This window comes from Virgisporangium aliadipatigenens (assembly GCF_016863615.1).
Taxonomy (GTDB): domain Bacteria; phylum Actinomycetota; class Actinomycetes; order Mycobacteriales; family Micromonosporaceae; genus Virgisporangium; species Virgisporangium aliadipatigenens.
The window spans coordinates 128,801-146,428 of the sequence record NZ_BOPF01000020.1; the positions used below are offsets into that span (position 1 = coordinate 128,801).

12 protein-coding genes are annotated in these 17,628 nt (G+C 72.1%); 8 read left to right on the plus strand and 4 right to left on the minus strand.

What is annotated here, in order from left to right; all coding sequences use genetic code 11:
* Positions 1-9: 9 nt before the first annotated feature.
* From Val02_RS26145 to Val02_RS26170, 6 genes are all read left to right on the plus strand, one after another.
* The gene (locus tag Val02_RS26145) at positions 10-5,268 is read left to right on the plus strand and encodes a non-ribosomal peptide synthetase (protein ID WP_203901856.1); all 5,259 of its coding nucleotides are present in this window, start codon (positions 10-12) and stop codon (positions 5,266-5,268) included.
* A 55-nt stretch (positions 5,269-5,323) separates the two neighbouring features.
* On the plus strand, positions 5,324-6,589 hold the full coding sequence (locus tag Val02_RS26150) for an MFS transporter (RefSeq protein ID WP_203901857.1): 1,266 nt from the start codon (positions 5,324-5,326) through the stop codon (positions 6,587-6,589).
* Between the two features lie 10 nt (positions 6,590-6,599).
* Positions 6,600-7,391, plus strand: coding sequence for a hypothetical protein (locus tag Val02_RS26155; protein ID WP_203901858.1), 792 nt, complete (start codon positions 6,600-6,602; stop codon positions 7,389-7,391).
* Positions 7,388-9,106, plus strand: a complete 1,719-nt coding sequence (locus Val02_RS26160; protein WP_203901859.1) for a non-ribosomal peptide synthetase — start codon at positions 7,388-7,390, stop codon at positions 9,104-9,106. The genes Val02_RS26155 and Val02_RS26160 overlap by 4 nt, the downstream gene beginning before the upstream one ends.
* Before the next feature lie 3 nt (positions 9,107-9,109).
* Positions 9,110-10,315, plus strand: coding sequence for an ATP-grasp domain-containing protein (locus tag Val02_RS26165; protein ID WP_203901860.1), 1,206 nt, complete (start codon positions 9,110-9,112; stop codon positions 10,313-10,315).
* 67 nt (positions 10,316-10,382) lie between these two features.
* Positions 10,383-11,096, plus strand: coding sequence for a hypothetical protein (locus Val02_RS26170; protein ID WP_203901861.1), 714 nt, complete (start codon positions 10,383-10,385; stop codon positions 11,094-11,096).
* A gap of 71 nt (positions 11,097-11,167) precedes the next feature.
* Here Val02_RS26170 and Val02_RS26175 read toward each other — a convergent pair whose 3' ends face one another.
* On the minus strand, positions 11,168-13,114 hold the full coding sequence (locus Val02_RS26175) for a putative bifunctional diguanylate cyclase/phosphodiesterase (protein WP_203901862.1): 1,947 nt from the start codon (positions 13,112-13,114) through the stop codon (positions 11,168-11,170).
* Between the two features lie 109 nt (positions 13,115-13,223).
* On the opposite strand from Val02_RS26175, the gene Val02_RS26180 reads away from it, so the two are divergent.
* Complete coding sequence (locus Val02_RS26180) at positions 13,224-14,273, plus strand: sugar ABC transporter substrate-binding protein (RefSeq protein ID WP_203901863.1); 1,050 nt, start codon at positions 13,224-13,226, stop codon at positions 14,271-14,273.
* A 15-nt stretch (positions 14,274-14,288) separates the two neighbouring features.
* Here the strand turns inward: Val02_RS26180 and Val02_RS26185 are convergent, their stop codons facing one another.
* Positions 14,289-15,554 carry an ABC transporter substrate-binding protein gene (locus Val02_RS26185; protein WP_203901864.1) on the minus strand — a complete coding sequence of 422 codons (1,266 nt, stop codon included), beginning with the start codon at positions 15,552-15,554 and terminating at the stop codon, positions 14,289-14,291.
* A 25-nt stretch (positions 15,555-15,579) separates the two neighbouring features.
* On the minus strand, positions 15,580-16,653 hold the full coding sequence (locus tag Val02_RS26190; RefSeq protein ID WP_203901865.1) for a hypothetical protein: 1,074 nt from the start codon (positions 16,651-16,653) through the stop codon (positions 15,580-15,582).
* Positions 16,654-16,747: 94 nt separating this feature from the next.
* Between Val02_RS26190 and Val02_RS26195 the strand changes: the two genes are divergently transcribed.
* The gene (locus Val02_RS26195; protein ID WP_203901866.1) at positions 16,748-16,951 is read left to right on the plus strand and encodes a hypothetical protein; all 204 of its coding nucleotides are present in this window, start codon (positions 16,748-16,750) and stop codon (positions 16,949-16,951) included.
* 28 nt (positions 16,952-16,979) lie between these two features.
* Here Val02_RS26195 and Val02_RS26200 read toward each other — a convergent pair whose 3' ends face one another.
* Entirely contained in the window at positions 16,980-17,585 is a 606-nt protein-coding gene (locus Val02_RS26200) for an HAD-IA family hydrolase (RefSeq protein WP_203901867.1), read from the minus strand.
* Positions 17,586-17,628 lie beyond the last annotated feature (43 nt).

The following is a 17,628-nucleotide window of genomic DNA, read 5'->3' on the forward strand; positions in this document are numbered from 1 at the left end:
GGAGCACACATGCGTACCCTCGGAGAACTGAAGTTCGAGGCGGCCCGCCGCCCACTGGAGACCGCGTACTGGCACAGCCGGTTCCCGAACGGCTGGACCCGCACGGGATTCCCGGCCGACCGCACGCCCGGCCCGGAGGCGCCGCCGCAACCGTCCACAGTGGACGGGACGGTGGAGCCGGCGACCACGAAGGCGCTGGCGGCGCTGAGCCGGGGCGCCGACGCCGCGCTGCACGCCCTGCTGACCGCCGGCGTCGTCGCCCTGCTGCACCGCTACACCGGTGCCGACTCGGTGGTGGTCGGCACCCCGGTCCTCGCGGCGAACACGGAGCCGCTCTCCCCGGCGCTGCCGCTGTCCGTGGAACCCGCGCCGGAGCGGACGTTCCAGCAACTGGCCCAGGGCGTGGCGGCGGCGGTGACGGAGGCGAACGCGCACGGCGACTACCCGCTGAAGGTCCTCGCCGACCAGCTCGGGCTGCCCGCCGACGCCGGCACCAACCCGTTCTTCGACGTGGCGGTGGCGCTCGACGGGCTGCACGCGGCCATCCCCTACGAGACCGTGCCGGTGCCGCTGACCTTCCGCTTCGCGCGCGACGGCGACGGGCTCACGCTGCGGCTGCGCTACGACGGCGGCCGCTTCGAACGGGCCACCGCCGACCGGCTGGTGCGCCACCTCCTGCTGGCGCTGAACCGGCTGGTTGCCGCGCCGGGTGCGCCGCTTGCCGACCTGTCGCTGCGGGACGCCTCGGACGACGCGTGGCTCGACAAGATCACCGACGCGGCGGTGCCGTTCGACGAGGAGGTGCGCCTGCACGAGCTCTTCGCCCGCAGGGCCGCCGCCCATCCGGACGCGGTCGCCGTGCGCACCCGCGACAAGAGCGTCACCTACCGGGAACTGGACGAGCGCAGCAACGCCCTGGCCCGCACGCTGCGCCGGCACGGGGTCGGATCGGACCGCCTCGTCGGTGTGCTGGCGGACCGCTCCTACGAGATGATCGTGGCCGTCCTGGCGATCCTGAAGGCGGGCGGCGGTTACGTGCCGGTCGACCCCGCCTACCCGGCCGCACGCGTCGCGTATCTGCTGACGGACAGCCGGGTTCCGGTCGTTCTCGGGCAGGCGCGTCACCTGACCGCGCTGCCGGACGGGATCGTCTGCCTCGACCTCGACGACGCCGGCAGCTACGACGCGGACGCACGCCCGGTGGAGGCGCCGGGCGCCGCGACCGACCTGGCGTACGTCATCTACACGTCGGGCTCCACCGGGCAGCCGAAGGGCGTCGCGGTCGAGCACCGCGCGGTCGTCAACCGGCTGACGTGGATGCAGCGCGCGTACCCGATCGGGCCGGACGACGTGATCCTGCAGAAGACCCCGATCTCCTTCGACGTCTCGGTGTGGGAGCTGTTCTGGTGGATGCTCGCCGACGCCGCGGTCTATCTGCTGGAACCGGGTGAGGAGCGCGACCCCGGCGCGATCGTGGCGGCGGTGGCGCGCGGCGGGGTGACGACGATGCACTTCGTCCCCTCGATGCTCAGCGTCTTCCTGGACTACGTGCGCAGCGCCGGCGTCAGCGACGCGCTCTGCGGGCTGCGGCAGGTGTTCGCCAGCGGCGAGGCGCTCAGCCCGGCGGTGGTGCGCCGCTTCCACGAACTGCTGCCCCGCCCGGCCGGCCCGCGGCTGGTCAACCTGTACGGCCCCACCGAGGCGACGGTCGACGTCTCCGTGCACGAGTGCGCGGACCCCGACCCGCAGCGGGTGCCGATCGGGCGGGCCATCGACAACATCCGCCTGTACGTGGTGGACGACCGCCTGCGCATCCAGCCCGTGGGCGTCCCCGGCGAACTGGTCATCGCCGGCGTCGGCCTGGCCCGCGGCTACCTGCACAACGATTCCCTGACCCGCTCGTCCTTCGTGCAGGAGCCGTTCCCGCGGGAGACCCGGGTGTACCGCACCGGCGACCTGGCCCGCTGGCTGGACGACGGCGCGATCGAGTACCTGGGCCGGATCGACCACCAGGTGAAGGTGCGCGGGTTCCGGATCGAACCGGGTGAGATCGAGGAGGCGCTGCGGGCGCACCCGGCCGTCACCGACGCCGTGGTGGTGGCGCGGGAGACGGCTCTGCTGGGATATGTGACCGCGTCGTCCACTGTGGACGAGGACGCGCTCACCGACCACCTGCGCGGCGCGCTGCCCGCGCACCTGGTGCCGTCGCGGATCGTCGTGCTGGACGCGATGCCGTTGACGCCCAGCGGGAAGCTGGACCGCAGGGCCCTGCCGGAGCCGCCGGCGCGCACGCACGACGGCACCGCCGCCCGCGCTGCGCACGAGGGCACCGAGGCGACCCTCGCCGCCATCTGGGCGGAGGCGCTCGGCAGCGCGGAGCCGATCGACCCGCGGGCGAACTTCTTCGCCGTCGGCGGCGACTCCATCCACTTCGTGGTGGTGCTGGCGAAGGCGCGCGACGCGGGCCTGAGCTTCACGTTCCAGGAGTTCTTCCAGCACCCGACGGTCGAGTCGCTGGCCGCCTACCTGGATGCCCGAACGCCGTCGGAGGATGCCGAGCAGAGCCAGCGCTTCGCGCCGTTCTCGCTGATCGGCGAGGCCGACCGGGCGCTGCTGCCGGCCGACGCGGAGGACGCGTACCCGCTGTCGATGCTGCAGAGCGGCCTCATCTTCCAGAGCGAGATCATGCGGGGTACCGCGCACTACCACGACATCATCAGCTACCTGATCAGCAGCCCGTTCGACGCGGAGACGTTCGCCGAGGCGGTGCGGATCCTGGTGCGGCGCAACCCGATCCTGCGCACCACGTACCACCTCGACGGGTACAGCGAGTACCTGCAGATCGTGCACCGGGACGTGCCGCTGCCGCTGAAGGTGGTCGACCTGCGCCACCTCGACGCCGACGCGCAGCAGCGCTGGTACGACACGTGGTTGGTGGAGGAGAAGAGCCGCGCGTTCGACTGGAGCCAGCCGGGCACGCTCATCTACCTCTACGTGCAGGTGCTCGGCGACAACCTGTACCGCTACAGCATCAGCCTGCACAACTCCACATTGGACGGTTGGAGCATCAACCTGGTGCACGCGGAGGTCTTCGACCTCTACTACCGGCTGCGCGCAGGGGGCGAACTGCCGCCCGAGCACGCCGACAACCAGTCGCGCAACTTCCTCGGCCTGGAGCAGCGCGCCCTGAACTCCCCGCAGAGCCGGGCCTTCTGGGCGGGCGTTCTGGACGAGCGGCCGCGCACCACGGTCCCGCGGTCGATGCCGGAGGGTTCGGAGTTCGACGTGGTGATGAGCCACTTCGACATCCCGCTGGAACTGTCGGACCGCATCGTGCGCCTCGCCGAGACGTTGCAGGTGCCGGTGAAGAACGTGCTCATGGCGGCGCACCAGCGCGTTCTCGGCCTGGTGAACGGCGACTCCGACGTGCTGACCGGCTACGAGCACAGCGGCCGGCCGGAGCTGGCCGGTGCCGACCGGGCCATCGGCATGTTCCTCAACACGGTGCCGTTCCGCACCAAGCTGGGTGAGGGCTCCTGGGCCGACCTGGTGCGCCAGGTGTACCGCGCCGAGATCGATTTCCTGCCGCACCGCCGCTATCCGATGGCGCGCATGAAGCAGGATCTGTCCACTCAGGACGGTCTGTTCACGACGACGTTCAACTTCACGCACTTCTACTCGTTGAAGGAACTCAAGCGGCTGCCCGAGTTCGAGCTGCTGAACGTCCAGGTGCAGGCCGAGACGGAGTTCGTGCTGCGGGCCGAGTGGTCCCGGCACTTCTTCCACGACAACGTGCGCCTCAGCCTGCACTACCACGCCGACCAGATCAGCGCGGAGCACGCCGAACGGCTCGGCCACTACTACCTGCGGGCGCTGGACCTGATGACCCGCGACCCGCGGGCGCACTACGGCGGCCAGACGCTGCTCGGCGAGGCCGAGTTCGGGCGGCTGACCGGCGGGTGGGCGACCGGTGCGGCGGCGCGGTACGCCGACGAGGGCGCCACCCGGGTGTACGTGCTGGACGGCTTCGGCCTGCCGGTCCCGACCGTCTCGGCGGGCGAGATCGTGCTGTCCCGCCCGGCCCGCGACGGTGAGCCGGCCGACCCGTGGCAGCCCGGGAACACGCTGCTGCGCACCGGCCGGCGCGGGCGCTTCACCACGGACGGCGCGCTGGAGGCGGTCGAGACCGCCGCACCGGAGGTCGTCGAGGAGGAGACCGGCTTCGTCGCGCCCCGCACCGCCACCGAGCGGGCGATCGCCGCCGCCTGGGCCGACATCCTGGGCGTCGACGCCGCCGGGATCAGCACCGGCGACAGCTTCTTCGCGCTCGGCGGCAACTCCCTCGCGGCGCTGCGCATCGTCATGGCGATGCGCGGGAGGACGCGGCTGATCGACGTGATGCGCCACCCGCGCCTGGCCGACCTGGCGGCCGTCATCGACGGCACCGACGGCGCGACGCGGGCCCCGGCCGAGAAGCACCTGCGGCGGCTGACCGAGCCGGCGACGCCGCCGCGGTTCACGATCGTCGCGTTCCCCTACGCGGCCGGCCACGCGATCAACTACCTGCCGCTGGCGGACGCGATCACGGCGAACGCGCCCGATGTGGCGTTCTACGCGGTCGAGCTGCCCGGGCACGACCCGCAGAAGCCGGACGAGGCGCTGGTGCCGGTGGACGTGGCGGCGGCCACCGTGGCCGAGGAGATCGCGTCCACAGTGGACGGTCCGGTGATCCTGTGGGGGCACTGCGGCGGCGCGAACCCGACCGTCGAGACGACCCGCCTGCTGCTGCGGCGCGGCGTCGACGTGCGGCACGTGTTCGTCGGCGCCAAGCTGTTCCTGCGCGAGGCGGACCTGCACGAGGTGATGGAACTGGCGCGCACCATGAGCGACGACGAGATCATCACCTGGCTCAGCGAACGGGCCGGCTTCACCGAGGCCGACGGGCTCGCACCGGACCAGATCTCGTTCATCGCCAAGCTGTTCCGGCACGACGTCGAGTTCGGGCACCGCTACAACCTGGACGCCTACACCCGCACCGATCGCGAGAAGATCACCGCACCGCTGACCGTCGTGGTGGCCGACGACGACATCGTCGTGCGCGAGTACCCCGAACGGTGGCACGCCTGGGACCGCGTGGCGGAGCGGGTGGCGCTGCACGCGTTCGACCACGGCGGGCACTACTTCGTCCGCACCCGGGCCGACGACGTCGTCGCGCTCGTCGACAGGGCGTTCCGGGAGTCCGAGGCTCCGGTGCGCACCGCACCATGACCGCCGCCCGACCCACACCAGCAGACCGACTCACACCAGCAGAGGAATCGCCCCGATGAGGGACTACTTCACCATCCTGCGCGACCATCGCGACTATCGCCTGATCTGGGGCGGCTCGGTCATCAACCTCCTCGGCGACGGCGCCACGTGGACCGCGCTCGCCTGGATGGCCATCACGCTCGGCGACGCGAAAGCGGTCGGCGTGCTCGCCATCTGCTACACGTTGCCGGTCATCATCGGCGGCACGTTCGTCGGGCCGATCATCGACCGGTTCTCGCGCCGGTTCCTGCTCGTCTCCGACAGCGTGCTGCGCGCCGTGGTCGTCGCGTCGGTGCCGCTGGCCGCCTGGGCCGACTCGGTGCACCTGTGGCACCTGTACATCGTGGCGGCGGTCTACGGCCTGCTGAAGATCGTGCCGTTGGGCGCGGTGCCGGCCGTGGTGCCGGACATCGTTCCCAAGGACAAGATCCACACCGCGGCGGCGCTGGAGTCGATCGCGTTCGACGCCGCCCAGATGATCGGGCCGGTCCTGGGTGGCGCGATGATCGCCGCCTGGGACGCCCCGGCCGTGCTGGTCTTCGACGCGCTGTCGTACCTGCTCTTCGCCGGCTGCATCCTGGCCATGAAGAACCGGCTGCCGCGCCCCGAACACGTCAAGGAGGGCCCCGGCGTTCTCGCCAACTTCGGCTGGGGGCCGGTCTTCCGGCTGCTGCGCAAGGACCTGGTGCTGCTGAGCATCACGCTGGCGTTCGCGTTGTTCAACGGCGCCATGGGCATGATGCGCGTCGTCCAACCGTGGCTCGCCTCGGACATTCTCGAGGGCGGCGCCACCACGCTCGGCATCATCCTCGGCGTCAACAACGGCGCGAGCCTCATCGGGTCGATCCTGGCCGGCGTGATCAAGCCGAAGGACAAGCAGATGCGCAACATCGGCCTGCTGCAGATCGTCTCCGGCGCGGCGCTGTTCCTGCTGTTCCTGCCGGGGCTGTGGCCGGTGCTGCTCGCCGTGGCCGTCAACAGCCTGTTCTCCGGGCCGATGACCGTCTCGTCGCAGGTGATCCGGGTCGCGCGGATCCCGGTCGAACTGCGCGGCCGGATGATGACGTTCATGCGGACGCTGATGAACAGCACATCGCCGGCCGGTGCGGCACTCGCCGGTCCGATGCTCGTCGCCGGGCTGTACCACCCGCTGATCGGCCTCATGGTGGCGCTCGCCGCCGGGCCGGGTGTGGTGATGGCGCTGGCGTTCCGCAACAAGTCGTTCACCGAGGAACTGGGCCTGAAGCCGAAGACGGCCGAGCCCGCTCCCGCGAACGCCTAGGAGGACGGACATGAGTGACATCGAAATCAACGGATGGACCCGGATCTCCGGGAACGGCACCGGCGGCACGGTCCTGGCGGTCGACTTCGACGGCAGCGGCCGCAAGGAGGCGACCTTCCGCGACCTGGTCCGGCTGCTCCCCGACGACCTCGACGTGTGGCACGCCGTGCCGCCGGCGGAGGCGGGCAAGCCGCAGGACTATCTGGACCGGTGGCGGACACCGCCGGGCGCGCCCGTACACGCGATCCTGGGCTACTGCGCCGGCAGCGTCTACGCCTGCGCGCTGGCCGACCTCGTCGAGGCCGACACCGGCACCCGGCCGCCCGTCGTGCTCTTCAACCCGGGACTGCCCACAGTGGACACTCTCGACCGCGACTTCGGCGGCATCGTCGAGGGGATGACCGTCCTCACCGACGAGGAACGCCAGGCGCTGCGCGACGGGGCCCGCGCCGCGCGGGAGGCGCACGGGGACGACTTCGACGCGGTCAGCGCGGAGTATCTCGCGATGTACCTGACGGCGTGCGACACCGCGTTCGAGCGGTACGGCATCCCGCCGGACGTCGGCGAGCAGCTCACCGGGCTGTTCCGGGCGTACGTCACCTACCTGAGCGCGGCCCGCGAGGTGGAGCTGCGTCCGGCGTGGGCGCACGCGTCCGCGCTCACCGCCCGGGAACAGGCCGGCCTCGGCTTCGTCCCCGGCGAGCGGGTCTTCCCGCTGACCCGCGCCGAACTGCTACGCGACAGGGAGGTCGCGACGATGGCCCTGGCACTGATCGCCACCGGAGACGGAGTCCCGCGATGACCACGCCCGACAGGTTCGAACAGCAGGCGGGCCGCACGCCGGACGCGCTCGCCGTGATCAGCGGTGCCACCCGGCTCACGTACCTCGGGCTGGACGTGCGCGCCAACCAGATCGCGCACCACCTGATCCGTACCGGGGTGGGGCCGGGGCAGTTCGTCGCGGTGCTCGTGGACCGAGAGACGGACCTCGTCGCGACGCTGCTGGCCGTGCTGAAGGCCGGCGCCGGCTACGTGCCGCTGGACGTGCAGGACCCGGCCGCCCGGGTCGCGCACGTGCTCGCCGACAGCGGCGCGTCCGTGCTGGTCACGTCCCGCGCGGACGCCCCGGCCGGCGGCGCCCGCGTGGTGCTGCTCGGCGACCGCGGGACGGAGACCGCGATGGCCGCCTGCCCGGTCACCGCGCCGACCGACGCCGACCGGCTGCGGCCGCTCGCGCAGGACGATCCGGCGTACGTCATCTACACGTCCGGTTCGAGCGGGCTGCCGAAGGGCGTCGTCGTGGACCACGCCGCCCTGGGCGTGTATCTCGACCACGTGGTGGCCAACTACCCGGGCATCTCGGGGACGGTGCTGCTGCACTCGTCGGTGTCGTTCGACATGGCGGTGACGAGTGTCTACGGACCGCTCGTCACCGGCGGGCGGATCGTCGTGGCGGACCTGCGCGCCGCCGCCTCGGGCGAGTCGGTCATCGACCCCGGGCTGCGCCCGACCCTGCTCAAGGTGACGCCGTCCCATCTGGCGATTCTGCGGGAACTCCCGGAGCACTACTCCCCCACCGGACAACTGGTGATCGGCGGCGAGGCCCTGCTCGGCCGGGCGGTGCAGCCGTGGCGGGAGAAGAACCCGTGGGTGACCGTCGTCAACGAGTACGGGCCGACCGAGGCGACCGTCGGCTGCTGCGTGTTCGAACTGGCACCCGGCGACCCGGTCGGCCCGGGCCCGGTGCCGATCGGCCGCCCCACGGCGGGCACCACGTTGTACGTGCTCGACGCGGACCTGCGCGAGGTCGAGGAAGGGGAGCTGTACATCGCCGGGGCCCAGCTGGCGCGGGGCTACCTGGGGCGGGACGACCTGACCGAGGCGCGGTTCGTGACGGGTCCCGACGGGACGCGCATGTACCGCACCGGCGACCGGGTCCGCCGCAACGCCGACGGCGACCTGGAATACCTGGGCCGCTTCGACGACCAGGTCAAGGTCAACGGCTACCGCATCGAACCGGGCGAGGTCGAGTCCGCGATCGTCGGCAGCGGCCGCGCCGCGCACGCCGTCGTGGTGGCCCGTCCGGACGGCCGCGGCAAGTCCCACCTGGTCGCCTATCTGGTGCCGGCCGGGGCGGGTGCGCCGGATCTCGACACGCTCCGCGCCCACCTCGCCGAACGCCTGCCGGAGTACATGATCCCGGCCGGCTTCGTCATCCTCGACGCCCTCCCGCTGACCGCCAACGGCAAGGTCGACCGGGCCGCGCTCCCCGAACGGGAGCTGGTCGGCGCGACGGCGGCGACGGCGGCCCGCGATCCCCGCGAGTCGGCGCTGTGCCGCATGATCGGCGAACTGACCGGAGCGTCGAGCGTCGGCATCGACGACGACTTCATCGCCCTCGGCGGCACCAGCATCGCCGCCGCGCGGCTGGTGAGCAGGTCGCGGCAGGACGGGTTCAACCTGACCCTGATGGACGTGCTGCGCAAGCGGACCGTCCGGGCGATGCTGGCGGGCTGAGCGGTGGACATCCTGATCCTCTCCGGCCGGGGCGCCGGAGGGGTCCGCCCCCTCGCCGAACTGGTCACGCAGCTCGGCGCGCGGCCGGTGCTGCTGTCGGAGTCGCCCGATGACCCGAACCGGGACGCGTGCGGCCTGCACCTCGTCGTCGACTGGGACACCGCCGTCCTCGACGACGTGGAGTCGACCCTCTCGGCGGCCGGCGTGACACCGGCGGCCGTGGTGAACATGGTCGAGTCGCTCGTGCCCTGGCAGGTCGCGGTGTCCAAGCACTACGGCCTGCCGGGCGCCGCGGAGGGCCGGGCGATCCTCGGCGACAAGGCGAAGGTGCGGGCGCTGCTGCGCGAGCTCGGCCGCTCCACGGTGCACGCCGTGGCCGGCCGGGCCGGTTCGCTCGACACGTCCGGCGTGACGGCGTTCCCGGTGATCGTGAAGCCGTCCCGCAAGTCCGGCGCGTCGCGCATGGTGCTGCGCGCCGACGATCCCGCGCAGCTGCGCGAACGGGTCGCCGCCCTGGCGGCCGCCGAGGGGGACGACTTCGACGTCATCGTGGAGGAGTACCTCGACGGGGTGGAGTTCTCCGTCGACGGGCCGGTCGTCGACGGCCGCTTCGTCGGGCTGTTCGCCGTCGAGAAACCGGACCACGACGAGGAACGCCACCACGACTCGGGACTGCTCGTGGCGCCGCCGCAGACCCCGCACGTGCGGCCGGCCGTCGCGACCCTGGTCGACATCATCGGCACGCTCTGCGGCGCGGTGGACCTGTCCGGCCTGTGGCTGCACGTCGAGGGGCGCGCACTCGCCGACGGCCGGGTCGAGGTGCTCGAGGTGAACGCCCGCCCGGGCGGCCGGCTCTACCGGGCGGCGATCCTGCGCTCCTGCGGGGTCGACCCGTTCTGGGAGACGCTCATGATGGCCCTCGACCGTTCGTACACAGTGGACTGTGCCGACGTCCGGCAGAGCGAACAGCTGTACGGGATGCGGCCGTTCGACCTGCACGAGACGGGCACCGTGGTCGACTCGTCCACAGTGGACGAATGGTTGGGCATCGAGGGCGTCGTGCTCGGCTACGTGCAGCCCGGCTTCGAGGTGACCACGCTGCACCGCGAGAACATCTACGCGGAGGCGCTGATCACCGCGCCGACGCTGGCGGAACTGCGCCGGATCGCGGGGCTCGTCGAGAAGACGTTCCACGTCCAGGTGGCGTAGGTCTACTCAGCGGGGTTGAGTATCCGTACGCATGCGTACGGATACTCGACCGGCGATGCTCGTGCGCATGACGCGCTGGTGGTCGGTGGTCGTCGCGGGTGCCGCGGTGACGCTGTTGTTCGTATGGTTGGGGCGCCTCGCCGGTGTCCCGGCGCAGACCCTCATCTCGGTCGGGGCCGCCCTGGCCGCGCTGATGTGGGCGGCCGTCCTCGTGACAGTTCCGTGGAACCTCTACTTCGCGGCGCGCGGCGTCGTCGCCGGCATGGCCCGTTCGCGGGAACGCGGGATCGACGTCCTGGCGAAGGACGAGGACGAGGCGCGCGTCATCGCCCGGCGCATGCTCGGCTTCGCGATCGCCGCGCACATGGTCAGCGCCGGCGTGACGGCCGTCGCCGCGCACATCGCCGGCGAGGTGGTCGGCCTGTACGTGGCGGGGCTGTTCCTGCTGAGCACCGCCGCGCGCCCGTCCGGCGCGTACTTCGCGCACCTGCGCGAACGCATCACCACGCTGGGCCGGGACAGCACGTTCCCGCACGACGACGTGGTCTCGCTGCGCGCCCAGGTGCATGGGCTCCAGACTCAACTGCAAAGCCTCGAGGCGGCCCGCGAGGCCGATGAGGACGCGGCGCGCCGCAGGGCCGAGGAGGTCGCGCAGCTGCGCCGGAGCATCGACCGGATGACGCGCCGCTTCGAGGACACCGTCGACGGTATGAGCAACCACCAGGAGCTGATCACCGGCCTCCGCGCGCTGGTGCGCATGATCCGCTCCGAGCCGGTGTAGCAGGTGGTGGGGCGAAAAGCTGGTCATGACGACGCTTTGACCGGCGCAACGCCCCACCACTCGAGCGCTGCTCAGGCGAACACGCGGTACTTCGTCGCCCACTCGGCGAGCGCGTCGGCCGGCAGCGGCCGGCACACGTGGTACCCCTGCGCGATCTCGCAGTGCAGCCCCGCCACCGTCGTCAGCGTCTCCTCGTCCTCGACGCCCTCCACGACCACGTCGAGCGAGAGCGCGTGCGCCAGTTCGACGATGGCGCCGACGATGGCCCGCCCGCTCGGCCCCGAACGCAGCTTCGCCGTGAACTGCCGGTCGATCTTCAGTTCGTCGAGCGGCATCGTCTGCAGGTAGCCCATCGACGAGTAGCCGGTGCCGAAGTCGTCGATGGACAGCCGCACGCCGAGCTCGCGCAGGGCGGACAGGGTCGCCGCGGCGCGGGCCGCGTCGGTCACCATCGCGCTCTCGGTGATCTCCACGGTCAGCTGGCCGGCCGTGACGGCGTACTCCCTCAGCAGCAGCGCCACCCGGTCCGGGAACCCGGGGTCGAGCAGGCAGGCGGCGCCGACGTTGACGGCGACGGGCAGCCGCAGGCCGTCGTTCAGCCACGCGCGGTGCTGCGCGAGCGCGGCCGCCAACACCGCCTCGGTCAGCGGCAGCATCAGGTCGCTCTGCTCCGCCACCGGGATGAACTTGTCCGGCCCCAGCAGTCCGCGCGTCGGGTGCCGCCAGCGCACCAGCGCCTCGACGCCGCACAGTTCGCGGGTGTGCGTGCGCACCTTCGGCTGGTAGTGCAGCTCCAGCTCGCCGGTCTCGATGGCGCGGCGCAGCTCGCCGAGCACGGAGAGGCGTTCGAAGCTGTGGTCGTCGGCCTCCGGGTTGTACATCGTGACGCCGAGGTGCCCGCGCTTGGCGGCGTACATGGCGATGTCGGCGTGCTGGAGGAGTTCGGTCGCCGAGGAGCTGACCCGCGGGTACAGCGAGGCGCCGATGCTGGCGCTCACGTCGACGGAGATGCCGTCGAGGTCGGCGATGCCGTTGAGGGCGGTGAGGAAGCGTTCGCCGATCGACATCAGGTCGGCCGTCGAGCCCACGTCCGGCAGGAGCACCGCGAACTCGTCGCCGCCGAGGCGGGCCACCACGTCGTCGGAGCGGGCCGCGCCGGTGAGGCGTTCGGCGACGACCTTCAGCAGCAGGTCGCCGTAGTGGTGCCCGAGGGTGTCGTTGACCTCCTTGAACCGGTTGAGGTCCAGCAGGAGCAGCCCGACGGTCCCGTCGCAGCGGTCGGCGGCGGCGATCATCGCGTCGGTGCGTTCGACCATCAGATCCCGGTTGGCGACGCCGGTCAGCCCGTCGTGCGAGGCGCGGTAACGGTTCTCGGCGGACTGGCGTTCGGTGCGCCGCTGGTACATCAGCAGCACCACCGCGCACAGCAGCACCAGGCCGAGGTCGACGGCGGAGAAGACCTCGACCGCGACGCGCAGCCGATCGGTGGTCCGCTGCGTGTCCTGGAGCACGGCGCCGATCTCCAGCCGCTTGCGGGCGACGCTCACCGCGGCCTGCTTGCGCAGCGCGGAGGCGCTCAGCCCGGCCTGTTCGGCGTCGCGCAGCACCTGCGCCCGGTCGCCCCGGTCGTCGGCGTCGACCAGGCGGCGCAGGGTGTAGCTGTAGCCGCCGTAGGTGTTCTGCAGTTCCTGTGCCCGTTGCACGTCGGCGGGGGTGCCGTGGGCGTTGAGCCAGCGGAGGTTCGCCTCCGCGGAGCCGATGGAGGCGATCAGGGGTTGCCGGCCGATGAGGCTGTCGGCGCGGACGAAGTCGACGAGGTTCTCGTACTCGATGCTGATCGCCAGGTAGACCTCGTTCCACTGCTGGCTGATCCGCTCGTTGGAGGCGATCCGTTCGGCGGCGCGGGCGGTGTTCTGCGTGCTCACGACCGCCAGCCCGGCGAGCACCGCCAGGCCGACCGCGAGCGCCGCGACCGCGGCACGCGCGACAGCGCGCGAGCGCAACCACGTGAACCGCATGGACACCCCCGATGACTCAGCGTGTCCATCGTCCGCGCGCGGGAGCAGTTGAGCCGTACCGGCCGCGGGAAGGTCTCACCCCGGCGCGCCCGGCTCCGATCACACAGTCGTGCGGATCCTCACGTCGGCGGCGATGGCGGTCATGGCCGTGGCCGGACTGTGCGGCATCTCGGGTGCCGCAGCGCCGCCGTTGCCGCACGCGCCCGTGGCCCTGCTCGCCGTCAACATGCGGCAGCCGTTCGTGCAGGAACTCGCCGAGGGCTTCGCCACCGGCGTCGAGGACATCGGCCGGACCGCGCACGTCCAGGAGGGGCCGGAGATCGGCGACCCGGGCCACCAGGTCGAGCTGCTGCGCGGCTATCGGACCGCGCCGCCGAGCGGGCTCGCCGTCTTCACCCAGAGCCCCGAGCTGCTCGCCGCGCCGCTCGCGGAGACGACAGCGGCCGGCGTCCCGGTCCTCGCCGTCGCCTGCGCGCCGGCCGTCGGATCCGGCGTCCGCCTTTTCGTGGGGAACGACAACTACCGGCTCGGCCGCCTCCTCGCCGGCCAGGTGGCGGCGCGGCTGCCGAGAGACACCTCCGGCGTCATCGTCCTCGGGGCCAACGTGCCCGGCATGCCCACCATCGACAAGCGCGTCAACGGCGTCCGCGACGAACTGCGCGAACGGTTCCCGAACGCGCGCGTCCTCGGCCCGTTCGACACGAAAATGGACCCGACCGCGAACCGGGAGGCGTGGGAGGTGCTCCTCGCCGCGAACCCGGACGCCGTCGCCTTTCTCGGCACCGGCGAGGCGGACGGCCGCAACCTCGCGGCACTGCGCCAGGAGCGCCACGCGACCTGGGTGGCCGGCTCGTTCGGCGTCGACATGCCGCTGCTGCTCGCCGTGCGCAGCGGCGACCTCTCCCTGGTCTCCCCCGAACACTTCCTGCAGGGCGCGATCGCCGGCCGGCTCCAGGCGCTGCAGGCCCGCGTCGGGGTGGCGCTGCCGCGCGGCTGGATCGAGGTGCCCGGCCTGGTCGTCGACCGGGGCAACGTGGACGCCGTGATCGACCGCCAGACCTGGCTCTTCTCCCGCCAGAACTGGTTCCGGCCGCAGGTCGACGACATCGTCACCGACCCGGGGCGGCACCTGCGGCCGCTCTCCGACGCGAGCGTCTGAGCGGCCGCACGGGGTTCAGTTGACGCCCAGGCTGGCGGCGAGCCGGCGGCCGGCGGCGACCGCGTCGTTCCACGCGGTGTCGGCGGGCTTGCCCTTCTCCTCGACGTTCACCAGCTCGTCCACGTACACCTGGTAGATGGCGGCGTCGGCGGGCGCCTCGTAGGCGAGCCGCGCCTGCTTGGCCGACGCGGCGAACACCTCGCTCGTCACCTGGCCGCCGAAGAACTCGTCGGGTGCCGTGAGCGCCGGCATCGAGTACGCCGAGGGCGCCGAGGGGAACAGCGCCGCCTCGGCGAAGCCGCGCGCCTGGTTCTCCGGGCTCAGGATCCACTTCACGATCTCGAACGCCTTCGCGTGGTCCGCGCCGGCGGCCGGGATGGCGAGGAACGAGCCGCCGACGTTCGCGCCCGCGGCGGGGCCGGCCGCCACCCGCCACAGCCCCTTGGTCTCCGGCGCCTGCTGCTCGATGTCGAGGGCGTGCCACGCCGCGCCGAGTTCGGAGGCGAGGAGCCCGTTGGCGACGGCCTTGGTCCAGGCGTCCGTGGTGTCGCCCTGGATCCGTGCGCTCACGCCGAGCGCGTGCGCGCGTACCGCCGTGTCCCAGGCGGCGCGGATGTGTGCGCCGTCGCCGACGAAGTGGTTGGTCGGGTCGACGAACCGGGTGTCGCCCTGGCCCAGGACGTTCGAGAAGACCTCCTTGGCGTTCTTGACCAGGCTGACCTCGGGCAGCGCGCGCCGCAGCTGCTCGCCGGCGCGCAGATAGGACTCCCAGTCCCGCAGGCGCGCCGAGACGTCGGCGGGCTCGGCCGGCAGGCCGGCCCGTTCGAAGAGGTCGCGCCGGTAGAAGAGCGCGGTCGGCCCGATGTCGATCGGGAACCCCACGAGGCGGTTGTCGATCGTGCTGCCCTGCTGCCACTTCCACTGCAGGTACTCGGTGGCGACGTCCTTCGCGCCGAGCGTGTTCAGGTCGACGAACCGGTCGGCGCGCGGCAGCAGTGACGCGATGTCCTCGCCCTTGACGCCGGCGATGTCCGGCACGTCCTTTCCGCTGGTGAGCACGTCCACGAGCTGCTGCTTGTAGTTGCCCTCGACGAGCCGCGGCTTGAGCCCCGCCGCGCCGCCGTACCGGCTCACCGCGTCGGCGACGACCTTCTCGCTGAGGCCGCCGCTCCAGTACCAGAGGGTTGTGGCGCGTGTGGGTTTTGTGGCGGCCGTGCATCCGGAGACACCCGCGGCGGCCGCCGCGAGGAGGCCGCACAAACGTCGCCGAGACAAACCCACGGGCCGAAGTTACCGCCCCAGGGTTTTATGTGGGGGTTTTTGGGGATACGGCCCCCACGTAGAGCTTCTTGTATATCTCCCACACGTGGGAGCCGTACGCCGGCTCGCGGCTGTTGTTGCGCTGGGCGACGCTCGTGACGATGTCCTCCTCGGTCGCCTTCGGGTCGGCCGCCACCGCAGCCTTCACCAGGCGGGTGTACTCCGGCAGGGCGAGCGCGGTGCCCTCGTCGGCCAGGGCGACGGACTCGATGCGCGGGCCGACGTCGTCCGGCATCGCGTTGACGGCGACCCGGTGCCAGGCGGCCTTGTGCTCGCCCCACTTCGTCGGCGTCTCGATGTACGCCTTCAGGCTCTTGTCGTCGATGCCCAGTTCGCTCGCGGCGGTCAGCTCGGCGCGGATCTTCGCCTTGCCCTTCTTGTCGGCCTTCAGGTACTCGGGCCGGATCTCGTTGATCTCGTTCTTCAGCTCCGCCGCCGCGAACATGGTGTGCACGTGCGCCTCGGTCAGCCCGGCCTGTTCGACCAGGGTGCCCTCCGCGACGAGGAACTCCGCGACGTCGGTGCCCTTCGCCACGGCCTTGCCGACGGCCGCGTGCAGCGCGTCGACGCCGTGACAGCGGTCGATCGCCTTCTTCAGCTCGGTCTTCGTCAGCGGCGGATCGGCGCGTTCGCGCAACGACGGAAAGCGGTTGATCAGATCGACGGCGAAGATCATGGTGGCCTGGACGGCGGACTTCATGCTCGCCTTCACCCCCGCGACGGTGTCCAATGTGGACTCCTTGGGCGCGGGGGCGTCGCCGCCCCGGTTGGTCTCCCAGATGCCGATGGCGAACACGATCCGCTCGGCGAGCGTCGCCGGGTCCGGCGTGGCCTGTTGAGCCGTCGCGGCCTGCGCCCCCGCGGCCTGCCCCAGCAGTGCGAGCAGCGCCGGATCGCCCGACTGGCGCAGCGCGGCCAACTGGGCCGGGTCGGTGAGCTGGGGCAGCAGCTGCGCCATTTCTCGGTTGGGCACCTCCGGGGCGGGCGGCGCGGGACGCCGCTGCGGGTCCTGCTGCTCCTCGGTAGCCAGGTCGCGTTCCAGCCGCGCGTTGCCGCCCATCGGGCGACTGTACGCCACGGCAGGGTGAACCAGGTTTACCCGCGAACGCACCGGGTAGCTGCGTCCGCCACGCGCGAGGCATTCGGAGGCGACGATGGCGCAGCAGGAGTCCGACCATCCACAGTGGAGCTTCCGCGACCTCGCGGTCCGGCTCGCGCGCGGCGGCGGCGCCCGCACCGACCCGTGGGTCGCCCGACTCCGCGACGGCCACGCCACCCCGCACCGTGCCGACGGTGACGCAACGGATCGCGGCATTGCCCCCGGCCCACGGCATCGGCCCGACGACCGCCGCGGTTAGCCGGCACGATCGTCCGCGGCGCCGGGGCTCAGGAAGTGAGCAGGGCCGTCAGGTCACGCAGGTCGCGCAGGGGGATGTCGGCCGCTACGCCCTTCAGGCCGGCCGTCCTGGCGCCCGCGGCCCGGCCGGCCGCCACGCCGACGGCGGCGTCCTCGACGACGAGACAGCGCCCGGGGGCGACGCCCAGCAGGTCCGCGGCGTGCCGGTAGCCCTCCGGGTCCGGTTTGCCGGCGCGCACGTCGTCGACGGTGACGAGCACCGGCGCGTCGATGCCCGCGGCGGCCAGCCGGGCCTTGGCCAGACGGGTGTCCGCGCTGGTCACCACGGCCCAGGGCAGCTCGAGGCGGTCCAGCGTCGCCAGTAGGTGCCGCGCGCCGGCGGTGGCCGTGACGTCGGAGAGATCGTCGTACTGCAGCGCGAGTTGGCGCGCCGCGGACGCCGCGACGGCCGCGTCGTCGAGGTGCGGCAGCAGCCGGTGGATCGTGCGTTCGGCCGGGCTGCCGTGGGCGACGGCGATCACCGCTTCCGGGTCGAGGCCGTGCTCGGCGGACCAGACGTGCCACGCGCGTTCGACGGCGGCGTCGGAGTCGACCAGTGTGCCGTCCATGTCGAAGAGCACCGCGTCGATGTCCATCGTGCGCCCACCTGCCCTCGTTCCATGATTATCCTCGTGACAC

Bases quoted from the DNA above. Each gene is read 5' to 3' on its own strand.
- Val02_RS26150 (WP_203901857.1), top strand. From the start codon at position 5,324: ATGAGGGACTACTTCACCATCCTGCGCGACCATCGCGACTATCGCCTG.
- Val02_RS26155 (WP_203901858.1), top strand. From the start codon at position 6,600: ATGAGTGACATCGAAATCAACGGATGGACCCGGATCTCCGGGAACGGC.
- Val02_RS26175 (WP_203901862.1), bottom strand. From the start codon at position 13,114: ATGCGGTTCACGTGGTTGCGCTCGCGCGCTGTCGCGCGTGCCGCGGTC.
- Val02_RS26145 (WP_203901856.1), top strand. From the start codon at position 10: ATGCGTACCCTCGGAGAACTGAAGTTCGAGGCGGCCCGCCGCCCACTG.
- Val02_RS26200 (WP_203901867.1), bottom strand. From the start codon at position 17,585: ATGGACATCGACGCGGTGCTCTTCGACATGGACGGCACACTGGTCGAC.
- Val02_RS26190 (WP_203901865.1), bottom strand. From the start codon at position 16,653: ATGGGCGGCAACGCGCGGCTGGAACGCGACCTGGCTACCGAGGAGCAG.
- Val02_RS26195 (WP_203901866.1), top strand. From the start codon at position 16,748: ATGGCGCAGCAGGAGTCCGACCATCCACAGTGGAGCTTCCGCGACCTC.
- Val02_RS26160 (WP_203901859.1), top strand. From the start codon at position 7,388: ATGACCACGCCCGACAGGTTCGAACAGCAGGCGGGCCGCACGCCGGAC.
- Val02_RS26170 (WP_203901861.1), top strand. From the start codon at position 10,383: ATGACGCGCTGGTGGTCGGTGGTCGTCGCGGGTGCCGCGGTGACGCTG.